Origin of the sequence: Sphingopyxis yananensis (assembly GCF_020687785.1) — a bacterium.
In the GTDB taxonomy this organism is placed as follows: domain Bacteria; phylum Pseudomonadota; class Alphaproteobacteria; order Sphingomonadales; family Sphingomonadaceae; genus Sphingopyxis; species Sphingopyxis yananensis.
Window position 1 is genome coordinate 534,114 of the sequence record NZ_JAJEWI010000010.1, and the last position, 22,376, is coordinate 556,489.

Consider the following 22,376-nt stretch of genomic DNA (forward strand, 5'->3'; position numbering starts at 1 on the left):
AAAGTTGGGGAGGGAAATATGGTCCATGAAGAGCTTGCGGTGTTGCAAGGGGCGGACAGCATATTTTCCGGCCTGACGGAAAAACATTGGGGTGAGCTGGTCGCTTTGGCGCGGCTCATCCCCTTTAAGCGCGGCAAAGAATTGCTGGCGCAAGGGGATGCGGGCGATAGCCTGATTATCCTGACCGAAGGCGCTGCGCGCGTTTCTATGTTATCCCCCGGTGGCCGTGAAATTGTTTTGGCTTATGCCGAAGCGGGGGCGGTGCTGGGTGAAATTGCGTTGCTGGATGGCGGGGAACGCACGGCGTCGGTGATTGCCACCACCAATGGGCAGGCGTTGCAATTAAGCCGTGCGGCGATGCGCGAATTTGCCGCGAGCCACCCTGATTTTGCTTGGTCGTTGATGCAGCAATTGGCGCGCCGGTTGCGGACGGCCAATGAAACCATTGAAAGCGACCGTGCTTTTGCGTCTGGTCCGCGTCTGGCCCGTTATTTGCTGCGCCTGATCCGCAGCGGAGCGGAGAGCAATTTGCGTGTGGAGTTGAGCCAGACAGAGCTGGGCAATTTTGCGGGGATGAGCCGCGAGCATATCAACCGCCAATTGCGAAGCTGGGAAGAGTCCCAGATTATTGCGCTGGAGCAAGGGCGCGTGCGGGTGCTGGACCCCGAATTGCTGGTGGATATTGCCGACGCTGATGGATGACGTTGGCGGGTGAGGCAGATAGCACAACGCCCGAGCATCGCGTGGATACTCGGGCGCCTGTGACGAACTTCGCCATCCCCCTTGTGGATGTAGACCTGACGAAGGATCTACGCTCCCCGGAACCGGGCCTTTGGGCCGCATCTGAACCAGATATGTTCTGGCTAGGGACTGTTTCGGTGTTTGTCATCGCCTTGTTTGAAAGATCATTTCTTTTTGGCTGTGGCTGTTGCACAATCGCAACAGCGGCGGCTGATGGGTCGGCACATGCTTTGTCCCGATATTTTCGGTGCTTGCTGGGCGTTGCGCGGATATCGGGCTGGCTGGGTGAAGGCGGCCATTGCCAGCGGCGGCGCTGCCCCCTAAAAGCCCAGATATGAATATTGATCACGCGTCTGGGACGGTAAGTTTATGATCCTTCGCCCCTATGAGCGCACCATCTTTAAACGCTATTTATTACCCCAGCGCGGTGAAGGATTTATCTTTGTCGCGGCGGCGTTCAGCTTTGTAGCTGTGATGCTGGGCGTGGCGGCGCTGGTCATTGTGATGAGCGTGATGAATGGTGTGCGCGCCGATTTGTTTGAGAAAATCGTGGGGTTGAATGGTCATGCCGTCGTTCAAGGCTATGGTGGCCGGTTGGACGATTGGCAGGATATCGTCAACAAAGCCAAGGCAACGCCGGGGGTGACGTCGGCCACGCCGTTGATTGAACAGCCATTATTGGCGACGTTCAATGGGCGCGTCGAAGGCGTGCTGGTGCGCGGTATGCGGATGGAGGATATTCAGCGCAACGACACGCTGGGCGGCAAGGTGCTGCAAGGGCGCTTGTCGGATTTGACGCCGGAAGCCGGAACGGTGGCGATTGGGTCGGAATTGGCGCGCAATTTGGGCGCGGCAGTGGGGACCAACATCACCATCATCAACCCCGCTGGACGATCGACGCCATTTGGCACGGTGCCGCGCGAGATTAGTTACCGCGTGGCGGCGATTTTTGAAATTGGCGTTTATGATTTCGACAAGGCCTATGTTGTGATGCCGATGCAGGATGCGCAATTGCTGCTGTTGCTGGGCGATCAGATTGGCATGGTTGAAGTGAAGGTCCATGATCCCGATAAGGTCGGGGAGATTTTGGCGCCCTTGGTTCGGCAGGTGTCGGGGCAAGCGGTGGTGCAGGATTGGCGGTCGATGAATGCCAGCCTGTTTGAAGCCTTGGCTATTGAACGGGTGGCGATGTTTGTCATTTTGTCGCTGATTGTGTTGGTGGCGGCGTTTAACATTATTTCGTCGCTGATCATGTTGGTGCGGGCAAAGACGCGGGATATGGCGATTTTGCGGACCATGGGCGCGCCGCGGGATGCGGTGCTGCGGATATTCATGGCGATTGGCCTGTCCATTGGCATTTCGGGCACGATTGTCGGCATGATTATTGGCTTTTCCTTGCTCTATTTCCGGCAGCATGTGCTGAAAATTGCGGAATATTTGACGGGGCAGTCGCTGTGGGACCCCAGCATTAGATTTTTGACCGAATTGCCGTCCAAGCCGGATCCTTTTGAAATTGTCGGTATTGCGCTGATGGCGGTGGTATTTAGCTTTTTGGCGACGCTATACCCCGCGTTGAAGGCGGCCAATACGGACCCTGTGCAGGTGCTGCGTTATGAATAAGCCGGTTTTACAATTGGCGGATTTGCGCCGCAGTTTCACGCAGGGCGATGTGACCATCCATGTTTTGCGCGGGATAAATGCCACGCTGCGTCGCGGGGAAATTGTGGCTTTGCTGGGGCCTTCGGGGTCGGGAAAGTCGACCTTGCTGCAAGCTGTCGGCCTGTTGGAAGGCGGGTTTGAAGGCAAGATCGAGATTGACGGCGAGAATGTGACCCGCCACGACCAAGGCGAGCGGACCCGCGTACGGCGCGAAAAAATTGGCTTTATTTACCAATTCCACCATTTGTTGCCGGATTTTAATGCGGTGGAAAATGTGGTTTTGCCGCAGTTGATCCGTGGGACGGAGCAAAAGATAGCCGAGCAACGCGCCGAAGAATTGCTGGCGGGGTTGGGGCTGGGCGAGCGATTGCACCACAAGCCCAGCAAATTGTCCGGCGGTGAGCAGCAGCGTGTGGCGGTGGCACGGGCGCTGGCCAATCAACCCTTATTGGTGTTGGCCGATGAACCAACAGGCAATTTGGATGAGGCGACAGCGGACCGCGTATTTGAGCAATTTATGGCGCTGGTGCGGGACCATGGGTCCGCGGCTTTGGTGGCCACGCATAACGAACGACTGGCCGAGAAGATGGACCGTGTGTGGCGCTTGCATGACGGGCAGATCGCGGCATAATCGTGGTAGCGCCCCGTCTGCCCGCGATGGTGGGAAGTTTGGGGCGCGGCCATGGCATAATAGGATGATGGGGGTCGGTGATGGACTTATATGATTTTTCAGCGGCCTTGCCCGGTGGTGGTAGCCAGTCTTTGGCGGATTATCGCGGCAAAGTGGTGTTGATCGTCAACACCGCGTCCAAATGTGGCTTTACCCCGCAATATGCGGAGTTGGAGCAATTATACCGCGATTATAAGGACCGTGGGTTTGAAGTGCTGGCCTTTCCCTGCAACCAATTTGGCGCGCAGGAACCGGGGGATGCGGCGGAGATCGCGAATTTTTGTTCGCTGACCTATGATGTGAGCTTTCCCGTCATGGCGAAAATTGATGTCAATGGGTCCGATGCAGACCCGATTTTTAAATATTTGAAATCGGAACAATCGGGCATTTTGACCAGCGCGATTAAGTGGAATTTCACGAAATTTCTGGTGGACCGCGATGGGAAAATTGTGTCCCGCCACGCGCCGACCACCAAGCCATTGGATTTGGCCAAAGAGATTGAGGCTTTGCTGGGTTGACGCCTTGCTGAGCCGTTAGGCGCAGCAGTTTTGCGTGGGCGGATGGGAGGCCCGATGGAAATCGCGTGATGGGCCTGATGGTTTGGGTGAGCATGGGTGCTAGCCCGCCGTGCCGCCGACCCTGATGTGCCGCAAGACCGTTGCAACCCCATGAAAATATGGGGTAATATGATGTATATTCAATATTCGCCTGATAGGTCGGGTCGCCAGAGGTTGCGCAGGGTCGCAGACTGGGGCGGTTCGATTGATCGGCATGATGTGACCGAGATAGTATTTCCATATGGCCCATAGCAATTTCGTTCCCCTGCGGGTGTTTTCCAGTTTCACCATGCTGGAGGGGGCGATTGATCCCAAGGCCATCGCCAAGGCCGCCAAAGAGCGCGCTTTTCCGGCCGTCGCGGTGACGGACCGCAATGGCTTATATGGCGTCATGGCCTTTGGTGATGCGTGCAAAGGCGCGGGCGTGCAGCCGGTGGTCGGGGCGCTGGTCAGTGTGGCGCGGCCTGGGGTGCGGATGCAAAATGGTGCGCCGATTGTCGATTGGCTGGCGCTTTATGCCCAAGATGCGGTGGGTTATGACAATTTATGCGCGCTGGTGTCGGCGGCCCATTTGGACCGTCCGGTCGAGCAAGAACCGCATGTGCCCTTTGACGCGCTCATTGGCAAAAGCGATGGTTTGCTATGTTTGACGGCGGGCGGCGAAGGGGCGTTGGCGCGTTTGTTGGCCGATGAGCAGATGGAAGCCGCCACCCAATATGCCGAGCGGTTGGAGGCTTTGTTTCCGTCGCGCCTTTATGTGGAATTGTCGCGGCGCGGGGATGCGGTCGAAGAGGCTGCCGAAAAGGCGCTGATTGACATGGCTTATCGCCGCGCTTTGCCCTTGGTGGCGACCAACCCCGCCAATTTTGTTGAGCCGGATTTTCATGATGCGCATGACGCGATGCTGTGCATTGCCCAATCCGCTTATATTGAGACGGAAGGGCGGCGGACCAGCAATCCGCAGGCTTGGTTGAAGCCCGCCGATGTGATGCGCGAATTATTCGCGGATTTGCCGGAGGCGCTGGACAATAGTCTGGTGGTGGCACAGCGTTGTGCCTTTATGGCGCCCAAGCGCAAGCCAATTTTGCCCAGCCTTGCGGGCGACCGTGAAGGTGAAGCGGCGCAGTTGCGGCAATTGGCGCTGGAGGGGCTGGAGGCCCGCCTTGCTGTTTATGATGAGCTGAGTGACGAAGACCGCAAAGCCTATGCCGAGCGGCTCGATTATGAGGTGGGCATCATCATTCAGATGGGATTCCCCGGTTATTTCTTGATCGTTGCGGACTTTATTCATTGGGCGAAATCGAACGATATTCCGGTGGGACCGGGCCGTGGTTCGGGTGCGGGCAGTTTGGTGGCATGGGTGTTGACCATCACCGATTTGGACCCGCTGAAATTGGGCTTGCTGTTTGAACGCTTTCTGAACCCAGAACGCGTTTCCATGCCCGACTTTGATATCGACTTTTGTGAAACGCGGCGCGGCGAAGTCATTCGTTATGTGCAGGAAAAATATGGCCGCGACACGGTGGCGCAGATCATTACCTTTGGTAAATTGAAAGCGCGCGCCGTGTTGAAGGATACGGGCCGTGTGTTGCAGATGAGCTATGGGCAGGTGGACCGGTTGGCGAAACTGGTGCCGAACCACCCGACCGACCCATGGACGCTGGACCGCGCGCTGAACGGTGTGCCGGAACTGGCCAACGAATTTAAAAATGATGAGGGCGTACGGCGCTTGTTTAAGCTGGCGGGGCAGTTGGAAGGCTTGCCGCGTCATAGCTCGACCCATGCGGCGGGGGTGGTGATTGGCGACAGGCCGCTGGACCAATTGGTGCCGCTGTACCGCGACCCGCGTTCGGACATGCCGGTGACGCAATTTGACATGAAATTTGTCGAAACGGCGGGTCTGGTGAAATTCGACTTTTTGGGGTTGAAGACGCTGTCGGTGTTGAAGGAAGCACGGCGGTTGTTGGCGCTGCGCGGCGTGGATGTCGATTTTGATACGCTGTCATGGGATGATGAAGCGGTTTATGCCCTGTTGCAACGCGGTGATACGGTGGGCGTGTTCCAGTTGGAATCGGAAGGGATGCGGCGCACGCTGTCGGCGGTGAAACCCACCAATTTCGGGGATATTGTGGCGCTGGTGGCGCTGTATCGACCCGGCCCGATGGACAATATTCCGTTATTTGGCGCGCGGAAAAATGGCCGCGAAGACATTGCTTATCCGCACCCCTTGCTGGAGGGGATTTTGGCGGAAACCTATGGCATTTTTGTTTACCAAGAACAGGTGATGCAGGCCGCCCAGATTTTGGCGGGCTATAGCCTCGGCGGCGCGGATTTGCTGCGCCGTGCCATGGGTAAGAAAATTCAGGCGGAAATGGATGCGCAGCGCGAGGCCTTTGTGAAGGGATCGGCGGAGTATAATGATATTGACGCCAAGACGGCAAACGAACTGTTTGACTTGATTGATAAATTTGCGGGTTATGGTTTTAACAAAAGCCATGCGGCGGCTTATGCTTTGCTGTCCTATCAAACCGCATGGGTGAAGGCGCATTATCCGCATGAGTTTTTCGCGGCGTCGATGTCGTTCGACAGCCATCAGACGGATAAGCTGACGATTTTTGTGGACGATATGCGCCGTTTGAACATCGAAATTGCGCCGCCGTCGGTGAACCATAGCGAGGCGGATTTTTCGGTCGGCCGTGTCGAGGGCGAGTTGGCCGTGCGCTATGCGTTGGGGGCGCTGAAAGGCGTGGGCGAGAAGGCGATGGAGGCCTTGGTCGCGGAACGGCATAGCAAGGGGCATTTCAAATCCTTGGATGATTTTGCCAATCGCATTGACCCCAAGATGTTGAACCGCCGCCAGATTGAGGCTTTGGCCGCTGCAGGCGCTTTTGATGAGATTGAGCCCAACCGGCCCAAAGCTTTTGGCGGGGCGGAGACATTGTTGGCGTCGGCCAGTGCGATGGCGCGGGAACGGATGACGGGGCAGGGCGGCTTGTTTGGCGGTGACATGGATTTGGCCCCCGTGCTGCATTTGCCAAGCGCCGAGCCATGGACTTTGGCGGAGCGGATGACCAAGGAAAAAGATGCCTTTGGTTTCTACTTTTCGTCGCATCCGGTCGAGCAGCATGAGGCGATATTGGCGGCGCGTAAGGCGCGTACCTATGGTGATATTTGCGAAAATGTCGAGATGACCCCAGGGACACGCGTGCCGATGGTGATGGCCGCGATGGTGGAAAGTGCGCGGGCGCGCATGTCGCAGCGCGGAAACCGTTTCTTGAACCTGACTTTGTCGGACCGCAGCGGTCAGTTCCAATCGAGCTGTTTTGACGAGACGGCTGGTAAGGTTCTGGAAGAAATAGCGAAAAAAGGAGGCTGTGCGCTGTTGAACGTAGAGTTAGACTTGCTGGAAGGGGAGGAAACGCCGCGTGTGACCGTGCGCGGGGCGCAGGATTTGGATGAGATGGCGGCGACGGCGGCGCTGCAGTTGCGGTGCCGCGTCGAACGGGCCGAGGCGGTGGCCGAGATGGCGCGCTTGTTGCAAATCCATGAGGACGCGCGTGGGCGGGTGACAATTGTCACGCGGGACCCGTTGAATGATGCGGATATTCCGATTTTGCTGGGGCGCCGGTTCAAGCTGAGCGCTGATTTGGTGTCGCGGCTGGAGATGGTCGAGGGCGTGCATGATATGAAGCTGAGTTTGGTGCAGGCCAGCGATTTTCGCTTTCGGAGTTAATCGCCGCATTGCCGTGGTTGGTGGCGCGGCGGGCAGGAAACGCGCCAAGCCCATCATCATGAGGTTTGGGGGTTGAAAAGGCTTGCGTAGGGGACATTCTCTGCTCACTCTGGCGACGATATAAAAATAAGCGAGAGGATGCCGATATGACCATGCAGGGCCGCCCATTGTTGATCACCGATTTGATCGACCATGCCGCGCGGGAACATTTTGGCCGTGAAATTGTCACGCGCTGGACCGATGGGCGCGTGTCGCGCAGCAATTGGGGCGAGGTGGGGCATGATGCGCGCCGCTTTGCTGCTGCGTTGACGCGGCTCGGCATGGGGAAGGGCGACCGCATTGGCACGCTGGCGATGAACCATGGGCATCATTTGGTGAGCTGGTATGGCACGGCGGGGATGGGCGGCATTTTGCACACCATCAACCCGCGTTTGTTTGACGATCAATTGGTTTACATTATCAACCATGCCGAAGATCGGCTGATTTTTGTGGATGAGACATTTATTCCAATTGTTGAGCGACTGCGCGATCAATTGCCCAGCGTCGAGCATTTCATTTTGTTCGATGCACCAGCGCGGGATGGCTATTTATCCTATCAGGATTTGATGGACGCCGAGGATGGTAGCTTTATTTGGGCGGAACTGGATGAGCGCGACCCGATGGGGCTGTGCTATACGTCGGGCACGACGGGCAACCCCAAGGGGGTGATTTATGAGCATCGGTCCAATGTGATCCATGCGATTACGGAAATTCAGCCCGATGTGTTTGACTTGGCGAACCGGAGTGTGGTGTTGCCGATTGTGCCGATGTTCCATGCCAATAGCTGGGGCGTGCCTTATGCCGCCGCGACGGTGGGGGCGAAATTGGTGTTTTCGACCGTCAATGATGCCGCTGTTTTGTGCGATTTGATGCACCAAGAAGGCGTAACACACAGTGCGGCGGTACCGACCGTGTGGCTGGCGATGTTTGCCCATATGGATGCCACTGGCATGGATTATGGCAAGTTGAAGCGCGTGTTGATTGGCGGATCGGCGGCCCCTCGTTCGATGATTGAGCGCTTTATGAGAGCAGGGGTGGATGTGGGCCATGCATGGGGGATGACGGAAACCAGCCCTGTTGGCACCACCGGAAAGCGTCCGTGGAATTGGGATGAGATGAGCTTTGACGAGCAAGTCGATGTGGTGAGCCGCCAAGGCTGCCCGCCCTTTGGCGTGATGCTGCGCATTGTTGACGATGAAGATCAGGTCTTGCCGCGTGATGGGGTGACCAGTGGCCGTTTGCAATGCCGTGGGCCGTGGATCATCCAACGCTATTTTCGTGCGGACGAGGATGCGACGGATGAGGATGGCTGGTTTGATACCGGTGACGTGGCGGTTATTCACCCTGACGGCGTGATGCAAATTACTGACCGCGCCAAGGATGTGATTAAATCGGGCGGCGAATGGATTAGCTCGATTGAATTGGAAAATGCTGCGGTGGGTGCGCCAGGGGTGCAAGAAGCGGCGGCGGTGGGCGTGTTCCACCCCAAATGGGATGAGCGGCCGATTTTGCTGGTTGTGCCCAAGGCCGGCGTGACTGTGGACCCTACGCAGGTGCAGGATTATTTGCGGGATAAAATCGCCAAATGGTGGATGCCCGATGAGGTTCTTATTGTCGACAGCTTGCCGCATACGGCGACGGGTAAAATTTTGAAGCGGCAGATCCGCGACGATTATAAGGATTATCAGTTGAAATCGATCAGCGCCTGAGCGGTGTGATTGAGTGAAATTGATAGGAAAGCCGCTGTGCCAGACAAATGGCACGGCGGCTTTTTATGTGCGTGGGTTAGAATAGCGACAGTTGGCCGCTCGGGGATGGCGGGGTGAAGAGGTCGCAGCGCAGCGGGGCGAGCGGCGTAATCAGATTATGGCGTTGGCACGCTTTGCGGACGCGTTGGCGGATGAGGTCGGCCCAAATTCCGCGACCCTTCATGCGGGTGAAAAAGTCGGACTGATAATCGCGGCCGCCCTGTGTTTCTTGGACAATATGCATCACCTTGGCGGCGCGGTCTGGGAAATGCTCGGCCAGCCACGCGCGAAACAGCGGCGCGACTTCGTGGGGCAGGCGCAGCAGGATGGACGAAATGGCATGGGCCCCCGCCGATGAAGCGGCAGCAATCAGCGTTTCAATTTCATGATCGGTGATGTCGGGGATGATCGGGGACAGATTGACCTGAACCGGAATGCCCGCGTCGCGTAGGGCGCGCACCGCCGCGAGGCGGCGCTGTGGATGCGGGGCGCGGGGTTCCAAGCGGCGGGCAAGATCGGCATCCAAGGTGGTGATGGATATGGCCACGGCGACCAATTGTTGGTCCGCCATTTGCGCCAACAAATCTATGTCGCGCAGCAGGCGGTCGGATTTGGTGGTGAGATAGAGCGGGTGGCGGGTTTCTAGCAGGATTTCGAGGATGCTGCGCGTAATGCCCCATTCGCGTTCAGCGGGTTGATAGCCATCTGTATTGGTGCCGATGGCGATGGGCGCGGCGCGGTAATTGGGTTTGGCCAATTCGGTGCGGAGCAGCGCGGCGGCGCTGGGTTTGGCGAATAAGCGGCTTTCGAAGTCCAAGCCGGGCGAGAGGTCGTGATAGGCATGGCTGGGGCGCGCATAGCAATAAATACAGCCATGTTCGCAGCCTGCGAATGGATTGATAGAACGGTCAAATCCGATGTCGGGGGATTTGTTGTAGCTGATGATCGTCTTGGGCTTGAGAAGCGTAACGCTTGTTTTGAGCCGCGGGGGCTCTCCGTCGATCAGGCGTTGTTCGTCCAGCCAATCACCGTCGACTTCCCGTTCTGGAAGGCCGAAGCGGGAGCTTGTCTTGTTGTGTGCCGCGCCGCGTCCAATATTTGTGACCATGGCGCATTGGAACATATGGGGAACAAATTTACAAGGGCGAAAAATTGGATAGAACTTCTGCTCACGACCCAATGTAGGCCATTGACAATGTTTCGGCAGCTGACGAAAAGCGGACATAGCAGAAGGAGGTTTATGCGCAGAGGCTTGTGATTTCGACCGTAAATTTGCGGCTTCACTTGGCACCAATATTGGTTGCCAGACCTTTTTGCATATCTCTTCTTTGGAATTCTCATGAAGAACCACGACGTTGTAATCCGGCCCTATGCGCCGGAACGCGATTTGAAAAAACTGTCCCGCATCTGGCTCGAGGCATCCCTGTTAGCCCATTCTTTTATCGGCGACCGGCGTTTGCGGGAGCAACGAGTCCTGATTGAAGATCAATACCTACCCAATGCCGAGACATGGGTGGCATGTGTGGGTGGCCAGCCCTGCGGCTTCATCAGCCTGCTCGGCACCTTCGTTGGCGGAATTTTCGTTTCTCCCGACCGGCAAGGGCTTGGCATCGGACGTCAGCTCATCTCTCACGCACTGAACCTGAAAGGGAACCTTGAGCTTGAGGTTTACACCGCCAATCAGCAGGCAGTAGATTTCTATGCTGGGCTCGGCTTTCAAGAGCTGTCACGCCGTCCTTTTGATGATGAAGGCTACGCTTTCGAAAATGCACGTTTGCGCTTGATCGGCTAATAGTTCGTCGGGCGGCAACTACTGTCGCCCGACTGACATTTTGACCGTTGGAAAACCAAAAACTGCCAGTCCGGTTCCCACCCCAAATAAGACATTTGATCAAAATATTGGCGGGACAAGGCGGTTAGTCGCTTGAGTCAACTTGTCCATGCGCCGGATTGTCGCCGCCTTCTCGTAGCCGATGGGGCTGACGGGCGATGGTAGAAGCTGATCTTGGAGAGGTTGTGCGTTGCGGCGACGCTAGCGGCGGGAGGCGGCGGCGTCGGTTAGGCGGGTGCCGCCGCGTTGGTCGGGGAAACGGGGCCAGTCGCCGCGTGCCAAGGCTTCGCGGCTGTCGGATTTTTTGCCTTGCTGGGCTTCGTACATCCAATAGTTGCGCAGCACGATGGCGACATAGCCGCGCGTTTCCCAATAAGGGATGCTTTCCATATAGAGCAGCGGGTCGCCTTGGTCGCGGATTTCGCTTTGCCAGCGGGCGATGGGGGCGGGGCCCGCGTTATAAGCGGCAATGACCTTGGGCAATTGGCCGCCCGTAGACGGGTCGCGGCTGAGGTGCTGGAGGTAGCTTTGGCCCAATTCCATATTCACAGATGGGCTTTTGAGGTCGTTGACATTGACGCCAATGCTTTGCCAGCGGGCGACGTCGCGGGCGGTACCGGGGCGCACTTGCATCAAGCCTTGTGCGCCAGCGGGGCTAACGGCGGCGCGTTGGAAGCGGCTTTCTTGGAGGGTGTGGGCATAGACCAGCGCGGGGTCGACTTTCCAGCCGGATGAGGGTTGCCAATTGGGCTGGGGATAGCGGGCCGAGGCCGCGATGGGGCGGCCGCCCGGTGTGTTATGGGCCAAGAAAAGCTGGGTTTCGGGTAGGTTGAGCGCGCTGACCATCGCCAGCAATTGTGGATGGTCTTCGGCCCTGCCGATGCGGGCCTGATGCCGGATGAGGTCGTCGGCATATTTATCCTCGTCCAATTCGGTCATCGCGATGGCGGCGCGGATATTGGGCAAGTCGTTGAGGGCGCGCCATGCTTGGCGGTCGGCGCGCAGATGTTCTTGCTGGCGGGTCGGTTCGACAGCCAGAGCTTCGATGGCTAGCAATCCGTAAAAGGTTTCTTCGTTGGCGGCGGCCATGCGTAGGCGGTTTTGGACACTGGCAGGGTCGCCAATCGCGATGGCGGCGCGGGCGGCCCAATAATGGCCAGCGGCGCGGATTTCGCTGTCGCGGCCTTGGCGGGCGACTTGGTCGAAAGCGAGGGCGGCGGTGCGATAATCCTTGAGACGCCATGACGCCAGCGCCTTGACCCACGCAGCTTGGGCGGCCCATGCGCTGCGCCCTTCGGCGGCGGGATAAGCCAAGCGCAGCGCGTTGGCATCGTCATTTTCGATATAATAGGACCATGCGATTTTCTGTTGCCATTCTTCGCGGGCATCGGGGGTGAGGCGATCCGCGACGGCTTGATAGAGGGCCTCGGCGCCAGCAGGGTCGTCATTTTTGATGCGGTCAGGGATGGTAACGGACAGGCTGGCCGAGACGGGGTCGCTTTTGGCGGTTTCGGCGTTGAGGCGGCGCGGTGCGCTGCCCGCCCATGTCAGGCGGCCTGCGTTGGGCAGCATCGGCACATCCGTCGCGCCGCGCCGCGAGGCCAGAGTGGCGAGACGCTGGGCTTGGGGAAGCTGGGGGCTGCGGCCCAAAATGGGCATGATGTCCGCCACTTCGGCGCGGGGGCTGTTGGCGGCGAGCAGAAGTTCGGCGCGCAGGAAATCGTCCAATGGGCCGTTTTGCGCATTGGCGAGCAGGGATTTGGCTTCGTCCCAGCGTTGGCTGCGAATGGCGGCCATGACCATTTGGTAGAATTGCCGTTCGCGGGCGTCGAGGATGCGCGGGGCGGATTGCTGGTTAAGATTAAAGCCGGCGGCGCGGTCGGCGCTGCTGTTCGCGGAGGCGGACGTGGCGGTCGCCGTGCCAAGAAGCAGGCCGATGGCCGTAAGCCCTGCCGCCGAGATTGTTCGTATCGCCATTGATCAAATCCTGTCGCTGAACAGTTTCAAACTGTCCCAAGCCGCCGCCTTTTGAGCAGGGCGATTTAACAATATGGCAGGGTGCGGTACTGCCACGGTCGCTATATTGCCGTCATTGATACAGACTTCCAGTGTTTTTCCACGGGCGGCTGTCAGGCTATGTTGCGTCATGATGCGCGTAATGTCTGGCCCTAGCAGCAAAATATGCTGGGGCCGGGCCAGTTGGATGTGGTGCCGCATCAAGCGTTCCAGTTCCGGCAGGTCGCGCGCGCTGCATCGCCCGCCAGCGGGGCGGGTGATCGCCATGGTCGCCAGATAGCAATCGTCACGGGTGAGGCCGATGGCCCGCAGCATCCGGTCCAGAAGCAAGCCCATGTCCCCGCAATATAGGGCACCGGTTTGTTGGCATTCCGGTTCGGGCCAAGCGGCGATGACCATCAATTTGGCCCCGACTTGGCCCACGGGGAGCACCCGATTGCCGTCCCAATGGGTGCCGGGAACATGGTCGTCAGAGGCCAGCCATTGCTGGAACTCGGGCCATGTTGACGGAAAAACGACCGGTTCATTGGTTGCTTTTTCTGTCGGAGCGGATTTTTTCTGAAGAATTTCGGGAAGAGCAACCGGTGTCGCTTCGGGCGCGGGGGCCGCTTGGCTGTTTGGGGGCGCATTGTCGTTTAGCGCCTTGTTAACAGGGCGAGCATCCAGCCAGCCAGCAGGGCTTTCGCCGACAAGCGCATCGACGCCCGCCAGTGACCACCAGTGAATATAGCTATATGCCATCGAAGAAATATTAGGCCCACCCATGCGAAATATGCAAACACCCTGTTGACGACACCGTCAATTGGCGGGCATCGCGTTTCATGACAAGATGAGCGTCACTTACGATGATATGATGACGCGGGGACGGCATGGAAAGGTGACAGACAGTGGTTGAACGGGAATCGATGCCCTATGATGTGGTGATCGTTGGTGCTGGTCCGGCAGGACTTTCCGCAGCGATCCGCCTGAAGCAATTGGCAAATGAGGCTGGCAGCGAGCTGTCGGTCTGTGTGCTGGAAAAGGGTTCCGAAGTCGGTGCCCACATATTGTCGGGGGCGGTTATTGACCCGCGTTCGCTGGATGAACTGATTCCCGATTGGCGGGAACAGGGCTGTCCGCTGGCGGAAGTGGCGGTCAATGATAATCAGCACTGGGTTTTGACGGCCAAGAAAAAGCTGTCGGTGCCGCATTTTGTGACGCCTGGCTTTATGCACAACAAGGGCACCTATACGGGTAGCCTTGGCAATTTATGCCGTTGGTTGGCGGAGCAGGCCGAGGGGCTGGGCGTGGAAATTTTCCCCGGATTTGCCGCAGCGGAAATTTTATACCATGACGATGGGTCCGTGAAGGGCGTTGCCACCGGTGATATGGGTATTGCCCGTGATGGCACCCACAAGGGCGATTATGCGCCTGGGTTGGAATTGCATGCGAAATATACCTTCTTTGCAGAGGGTGTGCGCGGCCATTTGACCAAGATGCTGAAGCCGCAGTTCCAATTGGACGCGGATTGCGAGCCGCAGGTTTATGGTATTGGTATCAAGGAATTGTGGGACATTGATCCTGCCCTGCATGCGCCGGGCCGTGTGATCCACACCCAAGGATGGCCGCTGGACCAACATGCCAATGGCGGCGGTTTCCTGTATCATCAGGCCAATGGTCAGGTGGCCTTGGGCTTTGTGACATGGTTGAATTATCGCAACCCGCATATTTCGCCATTCCAAGAAATGCAGAAATGGAAAACCCACCCTGAAATCGCCAAGATTTTGAAGGGCGGTAAGCGCATTTCTTATGGTGCCCGCGCGATTAGCGATGGTGGATATCAATCGGTTCCGCATTTGGCGTTCCCCGGCGGTGCGCTGATCGGTGACACGGCTGGTTTCTTGAACGTGCCGCGCATCAAGGGTACGCATACGGCGATGAAGTCGGGCATGATGGCCGCTGAAGCGGCCTTTGCTGCCGTAACAGCGGGCCGGACCAGCGATGTTCTGAGCGCTTATCAGGATGCTTATGACGAAAGCTGGGTCAAGAAAGAGCTGAGCGTGGTGCGCAACGTGTTGCCGCTGGTCGAAAAATATGGCGACTTGGCGGGGACGATGTTGAGCGGCATCACCATGTGGCTGGAGAATTTCGGCATCAAATTGCCGTTCACCATGAAGCATCATCCCGACAATACAACGCTGTATCGCGCGGATATGATGCCCAAGCCCGATTATCCCAAGGCGGATGGCGTGTTGACCTTTGATCGCTTGTCGTCGGTGTTCTTGTCGAACACCAACCATGAGGAAGATCAGCCGGTTCACCTTCAGTTGAAGGACCCGTCCATTCCGGTGGAATATAATTTGCCGATGTATGACGAACCAGCACAGCGTTATTGCCCCGCTGGCGTCTATGAAATTGTTGGTCAGGAAGAAGGCGATCCACGTCTTGTTATCAACGCACAAAATTGCGTCCATTGTAAAACTTGTGACATCAAGGACCCAACACAGAATATTAATTGGGTTACGCCAGAAGGCGGCGGTGGTCCCAATTATCCGAACATGTAAGCCGCGCGCACTTTACGGATGGATGGCGGTTGCCGCGGCGGGGGTGATTTTATTCCCCGTCGCGGCTTCGGCTGCAAATGTGCCCGTGGATGTGGACCGCGCGGCGCTGGGCGCGTTGGTGGCTGCCGAACTGGCCGAGCAGGAGGGCGACGCCCGCCGCGCATTGGCCGAGTGGGAACGCTTGGCGGTGTTGGTGCCGGACCTGCCAGATCTGCAAGAAAATATGATGTATCAGGCGCTTGCGGCTGGTGATTATGTTTCGGCAGAAAGATATGCGGCATCGCTTTGGAAAAGCGGAAATGTTTTGATTGATGCGCGAGTGGTTTTGTTGACCGCCGCGATCAAAAAGCAAGATTGGAAAAGCGCCGACCAGTTGACGGTTGAGGCGTTGGATGACCCGCAAAAACGCGAGTGGGAGCGCATGTTTGCGCCCATTTTGCGCGGCTGGATTGCGGTGGGGCGCAAGGACCGTGCGGGCGTTGTGGCGGCCATGCCCAAGGACCGCAACATTGTGCATCCGTCGATGCGGGCGCATGAAGGGTTGATGTTGTTGGCGCTGGGCGACAAGCGCGGCGCGGCCGAGGTTGCGGCGGCGCTGCGGCCATCGGATCGCATCAGCCAATTGGCGGCGGCGCAATTGGTCATCGAATTGCGCGCGGCGAAGTTGGTCGACGAGGCCGAAAGCCTGAGGCTGCGGGTGCCGATTATGGACCCTGCGGCGCATGACCCATCGCAAATGTTACCGGAACGGCGCGTGAGAACCGCGGCCGCGGGCGTCGCGAGTTGGTTTGCGCCCATGGCGGCAAGCTTTAGCCGCGTGGCGGATATGCCATCGCCCTTTGGCGAGACATTGGCGCGGTCGGCCGTGGAATTGGCACCGGAACATATGGGCGCGCGCCTGACCTTGGCCGAGGATTTGCGGTCGCTGAGCCGGTTTCAAGATGCGTTGCGGGTGCTGACGGTGAAGGGACCTGTTCCGCCCTTGATGCATTTGGTCCGTGCCGAAGTTTTGCTGGAGATGGGTGATGAGCGCGCGGCCATGCAAGCGGCCGACTTGGCGGTGGCCAGCCCCAATGTTGGGCGTGATTTGCTGGTGCGGCACACGGATTTTGTACGCAAATTGGGCGATCCGGCGAAAAGTGATCAGGCGCTGAGCCGATTGCTGGCAAATTTGACGGCCACGGGCGATGAGCCGCAGTTGGAAGCACTGATTTTGGTGGCTCTGGCGGATTTGCGGTTGAAAAATCAGCCGTGGGACGATGTTTATCCCTTGGTCGAGCGAGCGGTGGCTTTGGCCCCCAATGATGCATCCGTGCTGAATTTTGCGGGATATTCGGCCATTGAACGGCGCAAGGACTTAAATCAATCGCTGAAGATGATTGCCAAAGCGGCTGAATTGGAACCGACAAATGCGAGCATTATCGATTCCTTGGGCTGGGCTTATCATCTGTTAGGGCAGCATGAGGAAGCGGTTCCCTTGTTGGAGCAGGCATGGCGCGGACAAAGCGGCAATGCGGTGATTGGCGAGCATTTGGGCGATGCCTATTGGATTGTCGGACGCCGGTTTGAAGCGCGCAACATGTGGCGGGCGGCAGATTTTCTGGCCGATGCCGATATGCGGGGCCGCTTGGAAGCCAAATTGCGCGATGGATTGACGGCGGAAACGGCCGCGCCATGACGGGCTTGGCCAAAAGGATGGCGGCATGACAGCGGTGATGCGCGGCACAGCATGGGCAAAGGTTAATTTGGCGCTGCACATAAGGGCGCGGCGCGATGACGGCTATCATGAACTTGAGACAATTTTTGCTTTTGTTGACCAAGGTGATGATTTAACAATTGAAATTTCAGATCAGGACCGTCTGGTCATTGATGGGGAATTTGCTGAGGGCTTGGCGGCGGACGCCGACAATTTGGTGATGCAGGCGCTGCGGATTTTGCGCAGCGCGGGCGGAGCAGGGCTGGTGCCGCCCGTGGCAGTCCATTTGACCAAAAATTTGCCGGTGGCGGCGGGTATTGGTGGTGGGTCGGCGGACGCCGCCGCGATGGCGCGCTTGGTACGAGACCATTTCTTGCCCGATATAGGGCGCGTGCCGCTTCGGCACTTGGTCGCCCCCTTGGGCGCGGATGTTGCAGCCTGTGTGGATAGTGAAACCTGTATCGGTATGGGGACGGGTGCGGACTTGCAGCCTGCGACGCATGTCAATGTGTCGGGGATACCGATTTTGTTGGTGAACCCGCGCCAGCCGGTGGCGACAGGGCCGATTTTCAAGGCGTGGGACCAGATGGACCGAGGTCCGTTATTTGTGGGGCAGGATATGCGCGGGGCGTTACTGGCGGCGCGCAATGATTTGCAGCGACCCGCCATCGCGCAATGCCCAGCCGTAGCGGAGATATTGACGGTTTTGGGCGGGTTAAAGCCGTGGCTGGCGCGTATGTCGGGTTCGGGTGGGACATGTTTTGCCTTGTTCGATTCCGCCGCTGATCGCGATGCTGCTGCTGCCCATTTGGCGTCGCATCATCCGCATTGGTGGCGCTGTTCGGGCGTGCTGCGATGAAAATCGCGGGGCGCGATGGGATGATATGATATGAGCCGTGAAGCGTCGGTGGTGAGTGAATGATGATGGATATGATAAGCGAGAGCGCCGAAGCTTGGACGGTGCTGGGAACCCCAAAAAAGGGCGGCATCTTGGTGATTTCGGACCATGCGTCCGCCAAAGTTCCCGATGATATCGACTTGGGCATTGATCCGGCATTGTTGGACCAACATATTGCCGTGGATATTGGCGTGGCAGATGTGGCGGCGCAGATGGTCGCTGGTGGCCATGCTGACGCCGCGATATTGGGCGGTGTGTCGCGGTTGGTGTTGGATGCCAACCGCGATGTGGACGCCGCAGGCTTGATCCCGATGGTCAGCGACGGCCATGAGATATTGGGAAACCGGCTGGATGACGCGCAACGCGCGGAGCGGGTGGCGCGGTTTTTCACGCCCTATCATGACAAAATTTCGGATATTTTGGATGAAGTTCGGCCCGCCATGATCTTGTCATTACACAGCTTTACACCCGCCTTGGGAAGCGACCCGTCGCAGCAGCGGCCATGGCATGTCGGTGTGCTATATAATGAAGATGATCGCTTGGCCGCGCCCGCGATTGCGGCGTTGCAGGCCGAAGGGCTGAATGTCGGCGACCAGCTGCCCTATAGTGGAAAAATATTAAATGCGACGATGAACCGCCATGCGGAAGGGAATGACATTCCCTATATAGGGATTGAGCTGCGGCAGGATTTGGTGGCAAGCGGCGATGATTTTCGCCTGTGGGCCGAGCGATTGGGCCGTATGTGTGCGAATGCGACGTTGAAAATTGTGCCATAGCATTGTAAGCGGCATCAAATTTTTATGAAATAATATTTCTCGGAGACTGTTTCATGCCTTCTTATCGTTCACGGACGACCACCCATGGCCGCAATATGGCCGGTGCTCGCGGGCTATGGCGCGCGACGGGTATGAAGGATAGCGATTTTGGCAAGCCGATTATCGCGGTCGTTAACAGCTTTACCCAATTTGTGCCTGGTCACGTCCATTTGAAGGATTTGGGCCAGATGGTGGCGCGCGAGATTGAAAAATCGGGCGGCGTGGCCAAGGAATTTAACACCATTGCGGTCGACGATGGCATCGCCATGGGTCATGATGGGATGCTGTATAGCTTGCCCAGCCGTGACTTAATTGCCGATAGCGTCGAATATATGGTCAACGCCCACTGCGCCGATGCGATGGTGTGCATTTCCAACTGTGACAAAATCACGCCTGGTATGCTGATGGCCGCGCTGCGCATCAATATTCCCGTGATCTTTGTATCCGGTGGTCCGATGGAAGCCGGCAAAGTAGTATTGAAGGGCAAGGAAGTCGCGCTGGATTTGGTGGACGCCATGGTGGCCGCCGCCGATGAAAGCTATAGCGACGAGGAAGTCGCCGAGATTGAGCGTTCGGCTTGCCCAACCTGTGGTAGCTGTTCTGGCATGTTCACCGCCAATTCGATGAACTGTTTGACCGAGGCCTTGGGCCTGTCCTTACCTGGCAATGGATCGCAATTGGCCACCCATGCGGACCGTAAGGGCTTGTTCCTGCGCGCTGGTGCGATGATCGTACAAATGGCCCGCCGTTATTATGAGCAGGATGATGAAAGCGTGTTGCCGCGCACCATCGCCAGCTTTGAAGCGTTTGAAAATGCGATGTCTTTGGACATTGCTATGGGTGGTTCGACCAATACCGTGCTGCATTTGTTGGCGGCGGCGCATGAAGCGGGTGTGGATTTTACCATGGCGGATATTGACCGCTTGTCGCGCAAGGTGCCCTGCCTGTCCAAGGTCGCGCCCGCCAAGGCGGACGTGCATATGGAAGATGTGCACCGTGCGGGCGGCATCATGTCGATTTTGGGTGAGTTGGAGCGGGGCGGATTGCTGCACGCGCATTTGCCGACTGTCCATAGTGCGACCTTGGGTGATGCGCTGAACAAATGGGATATTACGCGCACCAATGATGCGGATGTGCAGACATTCTTTTTGGCGGCGCCGGGCGGTGTCCCGACGCAGACGGCGTTTAGCCAAAATCGCCGCTGGGACGCCTTGGATATGGACCGCGAAAATGGCGTGATCCGCAGCGTGGACCATGCGTTCAGCAAGGATGGCGGTATTGCGGTGTTGAACGGCAATATCGCGCTGGACGGGTGCATTGTGAAAACCGCCGGTGTGGACGAGAAGATTTTGAAGTTCACGGGCCCTGCCAAAGTTTATGAAAGCCAAGACGCCGCTGTGACCGCCATTTTGACGGGACAAGTGGAAGCGGGTGATGTGGTGGTTATCCGCTATGAAGGGCCAAAGGGCGGGCCGGGTATGCAGGAAATGCTGTATCCGACCAGCTATTTGAAATCCAAGGGATTGGGCGCGGCTTGTGCGCTGATCACCGATGGACGTTTTTCGGGCGGCACGTCGGGCTTGTCCATTGGTCATGTATCGCCAGAAGCGGCGGAAGGCGGCGCGATTGCGCTGGTTGAGGTGGGTGACACCATCGAGATCGATATTCCGAACCGTAGCATCACCTTGGTTGTTCCGGACAGCGAATTGGCGGCGCGCCGTGCGGCGATGGAAGCCAAGGGTGACAAGGCATGGCAGCCAGAGGCCGAGCGTCCGCGCAAGGTATCATTGGCGCTGCAAGCCTATGCGGCGATGACGACAAGTGCGGCGCGCGGCGCGGTGCGCGACCTGAGCCAGTTGAAGCGTAGCTGAGGTTGGTGCTTCGGCAGCGCGGATAGCGCGGCGAAAAGAAAAAGGGGGCGTTGGCGGTGGTCAGCGCTCCTTTTCTTTTGCCGGTTTCGTAACTTTGCTGGTTTAACGGGGCTGGGCGATTTAGGCTGGGGGCATGATGATGCCTGCAGATGCCCCGATTTTGACCGTTGATGCGATGCGCGCGGCGGAACATGTCTGCACGAAGCGCGGAACGTCGCTGAGCCTGTTGATGGAACGGGCGGGGCGCGCTGTGGCCGATGCTGCGTGGCGGGTGGCGGCGGGACGGCCCATTTTAATCTTGTGCGGCACGGGTAACAATGGCGGCGACGGATATGTTGCGGCGCGCATATTGGCAGCGCGGGGCGTTGATGTGACGGTGGCGGCGCTGGGGCCAGCCAAGACGGATTTGGCCCGCGCAGCGCGGCAAGGCTGGGACGGCGCGGTGCTGGACTTGGCCGATGCCGCGTTGCTGCGCCCTGCGGTGATGGTGGATGCCTTGTTCGGTGTGGGGATGAGCCGCCCGCTGGATACGGAGTTGCGGCAGATGTTGGCCCCGCTGGGTGCCGCGCGGGTGATATCGGTGGATGTGCCAAGCGGCGTAGATGCAGACGGTGTGGCGGATTGGGCGCCGATCTGGCCCGCGCATGTGACGGTGGCGTTGGGGGCGTTGAAGCCAGCCCATGTCTTGCAACCCAGCGCGGCATGGTGCGGGCAGATATACTATGATGATTTGGGCGAGAAAGGGGCGTGGGCCAGCCGCGCCCGCAGCATAGGCTTGGGCGGCGCGGTGGTCGCGGCGCCAAGCCATGATGCCCATAAATTCACGCGGGGAATGGTGTTGGTGGCGAGCGGGCCGATGGGCGGCGCGGCGAGGCTTTGTGCGGGGGCTGCGATGCGTGCGGGGGCAGGATATGTCGTGATGCGCGGGGGTGATGCAGCGCGCAATGGCACCCCGCCATATGATGCGATTATCACGGAGGATCGGGAGCGATTTTCGGCGCGATACCAAGACAAGCGGGTTGGTGCGGCGGTGATTGGCGCGGGCTATCCGGATGGGGAGGCTTTGCGGCAGGACGTCGCGGAACTGTGGGATAGCGGCTTGGATTTTGTGTTGGATGCGGCGGCGATTGATGTGGCCTTGGGCCATATTGGGGCGCAGGGGCGTGATGTGGGCCGACGGCGCATGGTGATGACGCCGCATGAGGGTGAGTTTCAGCGGGCCTTTGGCGCGGTGCTGGGGCTGAATATTGGGGGCGACGCGACCGAGAATAAGATGGATCGGGCGCGCCGCGCGGCGGCTTTTTCGGGTGCGGTGGTGATTTATAAGGGCGCGGATTTGGTGATTTCTGCGCCAGACGGGCGGCTTTGTGCGGCATGGCCGGGGTCGCCTTGGTTGGCCAGCGCGGGGACGGGGGATGTGCTGGCGGGGGCGACCGCGGCGATGCTGGCGCGCGGCGGCGATGCTTTTCAGGCGGCGGTGGATGCTGTGCGCTGGCATATTCGCTGCGCCCAGCGTATAGGCCCCGGCCTGATAGCGGATGATATGATAAGGATTTGAA

At 58.3% G+C, this 22,376-nt stretch carries 16 protein-coding genes; 13 read left to right on the forward strand and 3 right to left on the reverse strand.

Annotation, left to right across the window (positions count from 1 at the left end; all coding sequences use genetic code 11):
* The first annotated feature begins 18 nt into the window (after positions 1-18).
* The 6 genes from LKO31_RS13985 to LKO31_RS14010 all read left to right on the forward strand — a co-directional run bounded on the left by LKO31_RS13985 (position 19) and on the right by LKO31_RS14010 (position 9,108).
* Positions 19-702: a Crp/Fnr family transcriptional regulator gene (locus LKO31_RS13985; RefSeq protein ID WP_227691152.1), complete on the forward strand. Its 684-nt coding sequence runs from the start codon at positions 19-21 to the stop codon at positions 700-702.
* A 408-nt stretch (positions 703-1,110) separates the two neighbouring features.
* Positions 1,111-2,361 carry a lipoprotein-releasing ABC transporter permease subunit gene (locus LKO31_RS13990; protein WP_227691153.1) on the forward strand — a complete coding sequence of 417 codons (1,251 nt, stop codon included), beginning with the start codon at positions 1,111-1,113 and terminating at the stop codon, positions 2,359-2,361.
* The gene (locus LKO31_RS13995; protein ID WP_227691154.1) at positions 2,354-3,031 is read left to right on the forward strand and encodes an ABC transporter ATP-binding protein; all 678 of its coding nucleotides are present in this window, start codon (positions 2,354-2,356) and stop codon (positions 3,029-3,031) included. Before LKO31_RS13990 ends, LKO31_RS13995 begins: the two co-directional genes overlap by 8 nt.
* An 80-nt stretch (positions 3,032-3,111) precedes the next feature.
* On the forward strand, positions 3,112-3,588 hold the full coding sequence (locus LKO31_RS14000) for a glutathione peroxidase (protein WP_227691155.1): 477 nt from the start codon (positions 3,112-3,114) through the stop codon (positions 3,586-3,588).
* Positions 3,589-3,868: 280 nt separating this feature from the next.
* Positions 3,869-7,360, forward strand: coding sequence for a DNA polymerase III subunit alpha (gene dnaE / locus LKO31_RS14005; protein WP_227691156.1), 3,492 nt, complete (start codon positions 3,869-3,871; stop codon positions 7,358-7,360).
* 146 nt (positions 7,361-7,506) lie between these two features.
* A complete protein-coding gene (locus LKO31_RS14010) occupies positions 7,507-9,108 on the forward strand; it encodes a long-chain fatty acid--CoA ligase (protein WP_227691157.1) in 1,602 nt (533 codons plus the stop codon).
* Positions 9,109-9,184: 76 nt separating this feature from the next.
* On the opposite strand, the gene LKO31_RS14015 is transcribed toward LKO31_RS14010, so the two are convergent.
* Entirely contained in the window at positions 9,185-10,255 is a 1,071-nt protein-coding gene (locus tag LKO31_RS14015) for a PA0069 family radical SAM protein (RefSeq protein ID WP_227691158.1), read from the reverse strand.
* 231 nt (positions 10,256-10,486) lie between these two features.
* Here LKO31_RS14015 and LKO31_RS14020 point away from each other — a divergent pair, with 231 nt between their 5' ends.
* Positions 10,487-10,939: a GNAT family N-acetyltransferase gene (locus tag LKO31_RS14020; RefSeq protein ID WP_227691159.1), complete on the forward strand. Its 453-nt coding sequence runs from the start codon at positions 10,487-10,489 to the stop codon at positions 10,937-10,939.
* 240 nt (positions 10,940-11,179) lie between these two features.
* On the opposite strand, the gene LKO31_RS14025 is transcribed toward LKO31_RS14020, so the two are convergent.
* Together LKO31_RS14025 and LKO31_RS14030 are read right to left on the reverse strand one after the other, a co-directional pair.
* Positions 11,180-12,955 carry a lytic transglycosylase domain-containing protein gene (locus LKO31_RS14025; protein WP_227691160.1) on the reverse strand — a complete coding sequence of 592 codons (1,776 nt, stop codon included), beginning with the start codon at positions 12,953-12,955 and terminating at the stop codon, positions 11,180-11,182.
* Between the two features lie 3 nt (positions 12,956-12,958).
* Positions 12,959-13,735, reverse strand: a complete 777-nt coding sequence (locus tag LKO31_RS14030; RefSeq protein WP_227691161.1) for a uracil-DNA glycosylase family protein — start codon at positions 13,733-13,735, stop codon at positions 12,959-12,961.
* A gap of 146 nt (positions 13,736-13,881) precedes the next feature.
* Here LKO31_RS14030 and LKO31_RS14035 point away from each other — a divergent pair, with 146 nt between their 5' ends.
* The 6 genes from LKO31_RS14035 (at position 13,882) to LKO31_RS14060 (ending at position 22,375) form a co-directional block, all read left to right on the forward strand.
* Positions 13,882-15,537 (forward strand): electron transfer flavoprotein-ubiquinone oxidoreductase, encoded by a 1,656-nt coding sequence (locus LKO31_RS14035; protein ID WP_227691162.1) that lies wholly within the window; start codon positions 13,882-13,884, stop codon positions 15,535-15,537.
* Positions 15,538-15,559: 22 nt separating this feature from the next.
* Positions 15,560-17,215, forward strand: coding sequence for a tetratricopeptide repeat protein (locus LKO31_RS14040; RefSeq protein WP_227691163.1), 1,656 nt, complete (start codon positions 15,560-15,562; stop codon positions 17,213-17,215).
* Positions 17,216-17,240: 25 nt separating this feature from the next.
* A complete protein-coding gene (locus LKO31_RS14045; RefSeq protein ID WP_227691164.1) occupies positions 17,241-18,092 on the forward strand; it encodes a 4-(cytidine 5'-diphospho)-2-C-methyl-D-erythritol kinase in 852 nt (283 codons plus the stop codon).
* A gap of 71 nt (positions 18,093-18,163) precedes the next feature.
* Positions 18,164-18,907, forward strand: coding sequence for an N-formylglutamate amidohydrolase (locus tag LKO31_RS14050; RefSeq protein ID WP_227691165.1), 744 nt, complete (start codon positions 18,164-18,166; stop codon positions 18,905-18,907).
* A gap of 53 nt (positions 18,908-18,960) precedes the next feature.
* Complete coding sequence (ilvD, locus tag LKO31_RS14055; RefSeq protein WP_227691166.1) at positions 18,961-20,817, forward strand: dihydroxy-acid dehydratase; 1,857 nt, start codon at positions 18,961-18,963, stop codon at positions 20,815-20,817.
* 133 nt (positions 20,818-20,950) lie between these two features.
* Entirely contained in the window at positions 20,951-22,375 is a 1,425-nt protein-coding gene (locus LKO31_RS14060; RefSeq protein ID WP_227691167.1) for an NAD(P)H-hydrate epimerase, read from the forward strand.
* Position 22,376: the final 1 nt, after the last annotated feature.

Coding starts and splice junctions, on each gene's coding strand:
- LKO31_RS14060 (WP_227691167.1), top strand. CDS start 20,951: ATGATGATGCCTGCAGATGCCCCGATTTTGACCGTTGATGCGATGCGC.
- LKO31_RS14040 (WP_227691163.1), top strand. CDS start 15,560: ATGGCGGTTGCCGCGGCGGGGGTGATTTTATTCCCCGTCGCGGCTTCG.
- LKO31_RS13990 (WP_227691153.1), top strand. CDS start 1,111: ATGATCCTTCGCCCCTATGAGCGCACCATCTTTAAACGCTATTTATTA.
- dnaE (WP_227691156.1), top strand. CDS start 3,869: ATGGCCCATAGCAATTTCGTTCCCCTGCGGGTGTTTTCCAGTTTCACC.
- LKO31_RS14020 (WP_227691159.1), top strand. CDS start 10,487: ATGAAGAACCACGACGTTGTAATCCGGCCCTATGCGCCGGAACGCGAT.
- LKO31_RS14000 (WP_227691155.1), top strand. CDS start 3,112: ATGGACTTATATGATTTTTCAGCGGCCTTGCCCGGTGGTGGTAGCCAG.
- LKO31_RS14030 (WP_227691161.1), bottom strand. CDS start 13,735: ATGGCATATAGCTATATTCACTGGTGGTCACTGGCGGGCGTCGATGCG.
- LKO31_RS14010 (WP_227691157.1), top strand. CDS start 7,507: ATGACCATGCAGGGCCGCCCATTGTTGATCACCGATTTGATCGACCAT.
- ilvD (WP_227691166.1), top strand. CDS start 18,961: ATGCCTTCTTATCGTTCACGGACGACCACCCATGGCCGCAATATGGCC.
- LKO31_RS14045 (WP_227691164.1), top strand. CDS start 17,241: ATGACAGCGGTGATGCGCGGCACAGCATGGGCAAAGGTTAATTTGGCG.
- LKO31_RS13985 (WP_227691152.1), top strand. CDS start 19: ATGGTCCATGAAGAGCTTGCGGTGTTGCAAGGGGCGGACAGCATATTT.
- LKO31_RS13995 (WP_227691154.1), top strand. CDS start 2,354: ATGAATAAGCCGGTTTTACAATTGGCGGATTTGCGCCGCAGTTTCACG.
- LKO31_RS14050 (WP_227691165.1), top strand. CDS start 18,164: ATGATAAGCGAGAGCGCCGAAGCTTGGACGGTGCTGGGAACCCCAAAA.
- LKO31_RS14025 (WP_227691160.1), bottom strand. CDS start 12,955: ATGGCGATACGAACAATCTCGGCGGCAGGGCTTACGGCCATCGGCCTG.
- LKO31_RS14015 (WP_227691158.1), bottom strand. CDS start 10,255: ATGGTCACAAATATTGGACGCGGCGCGGCACACAACAAGACAAGCTCC.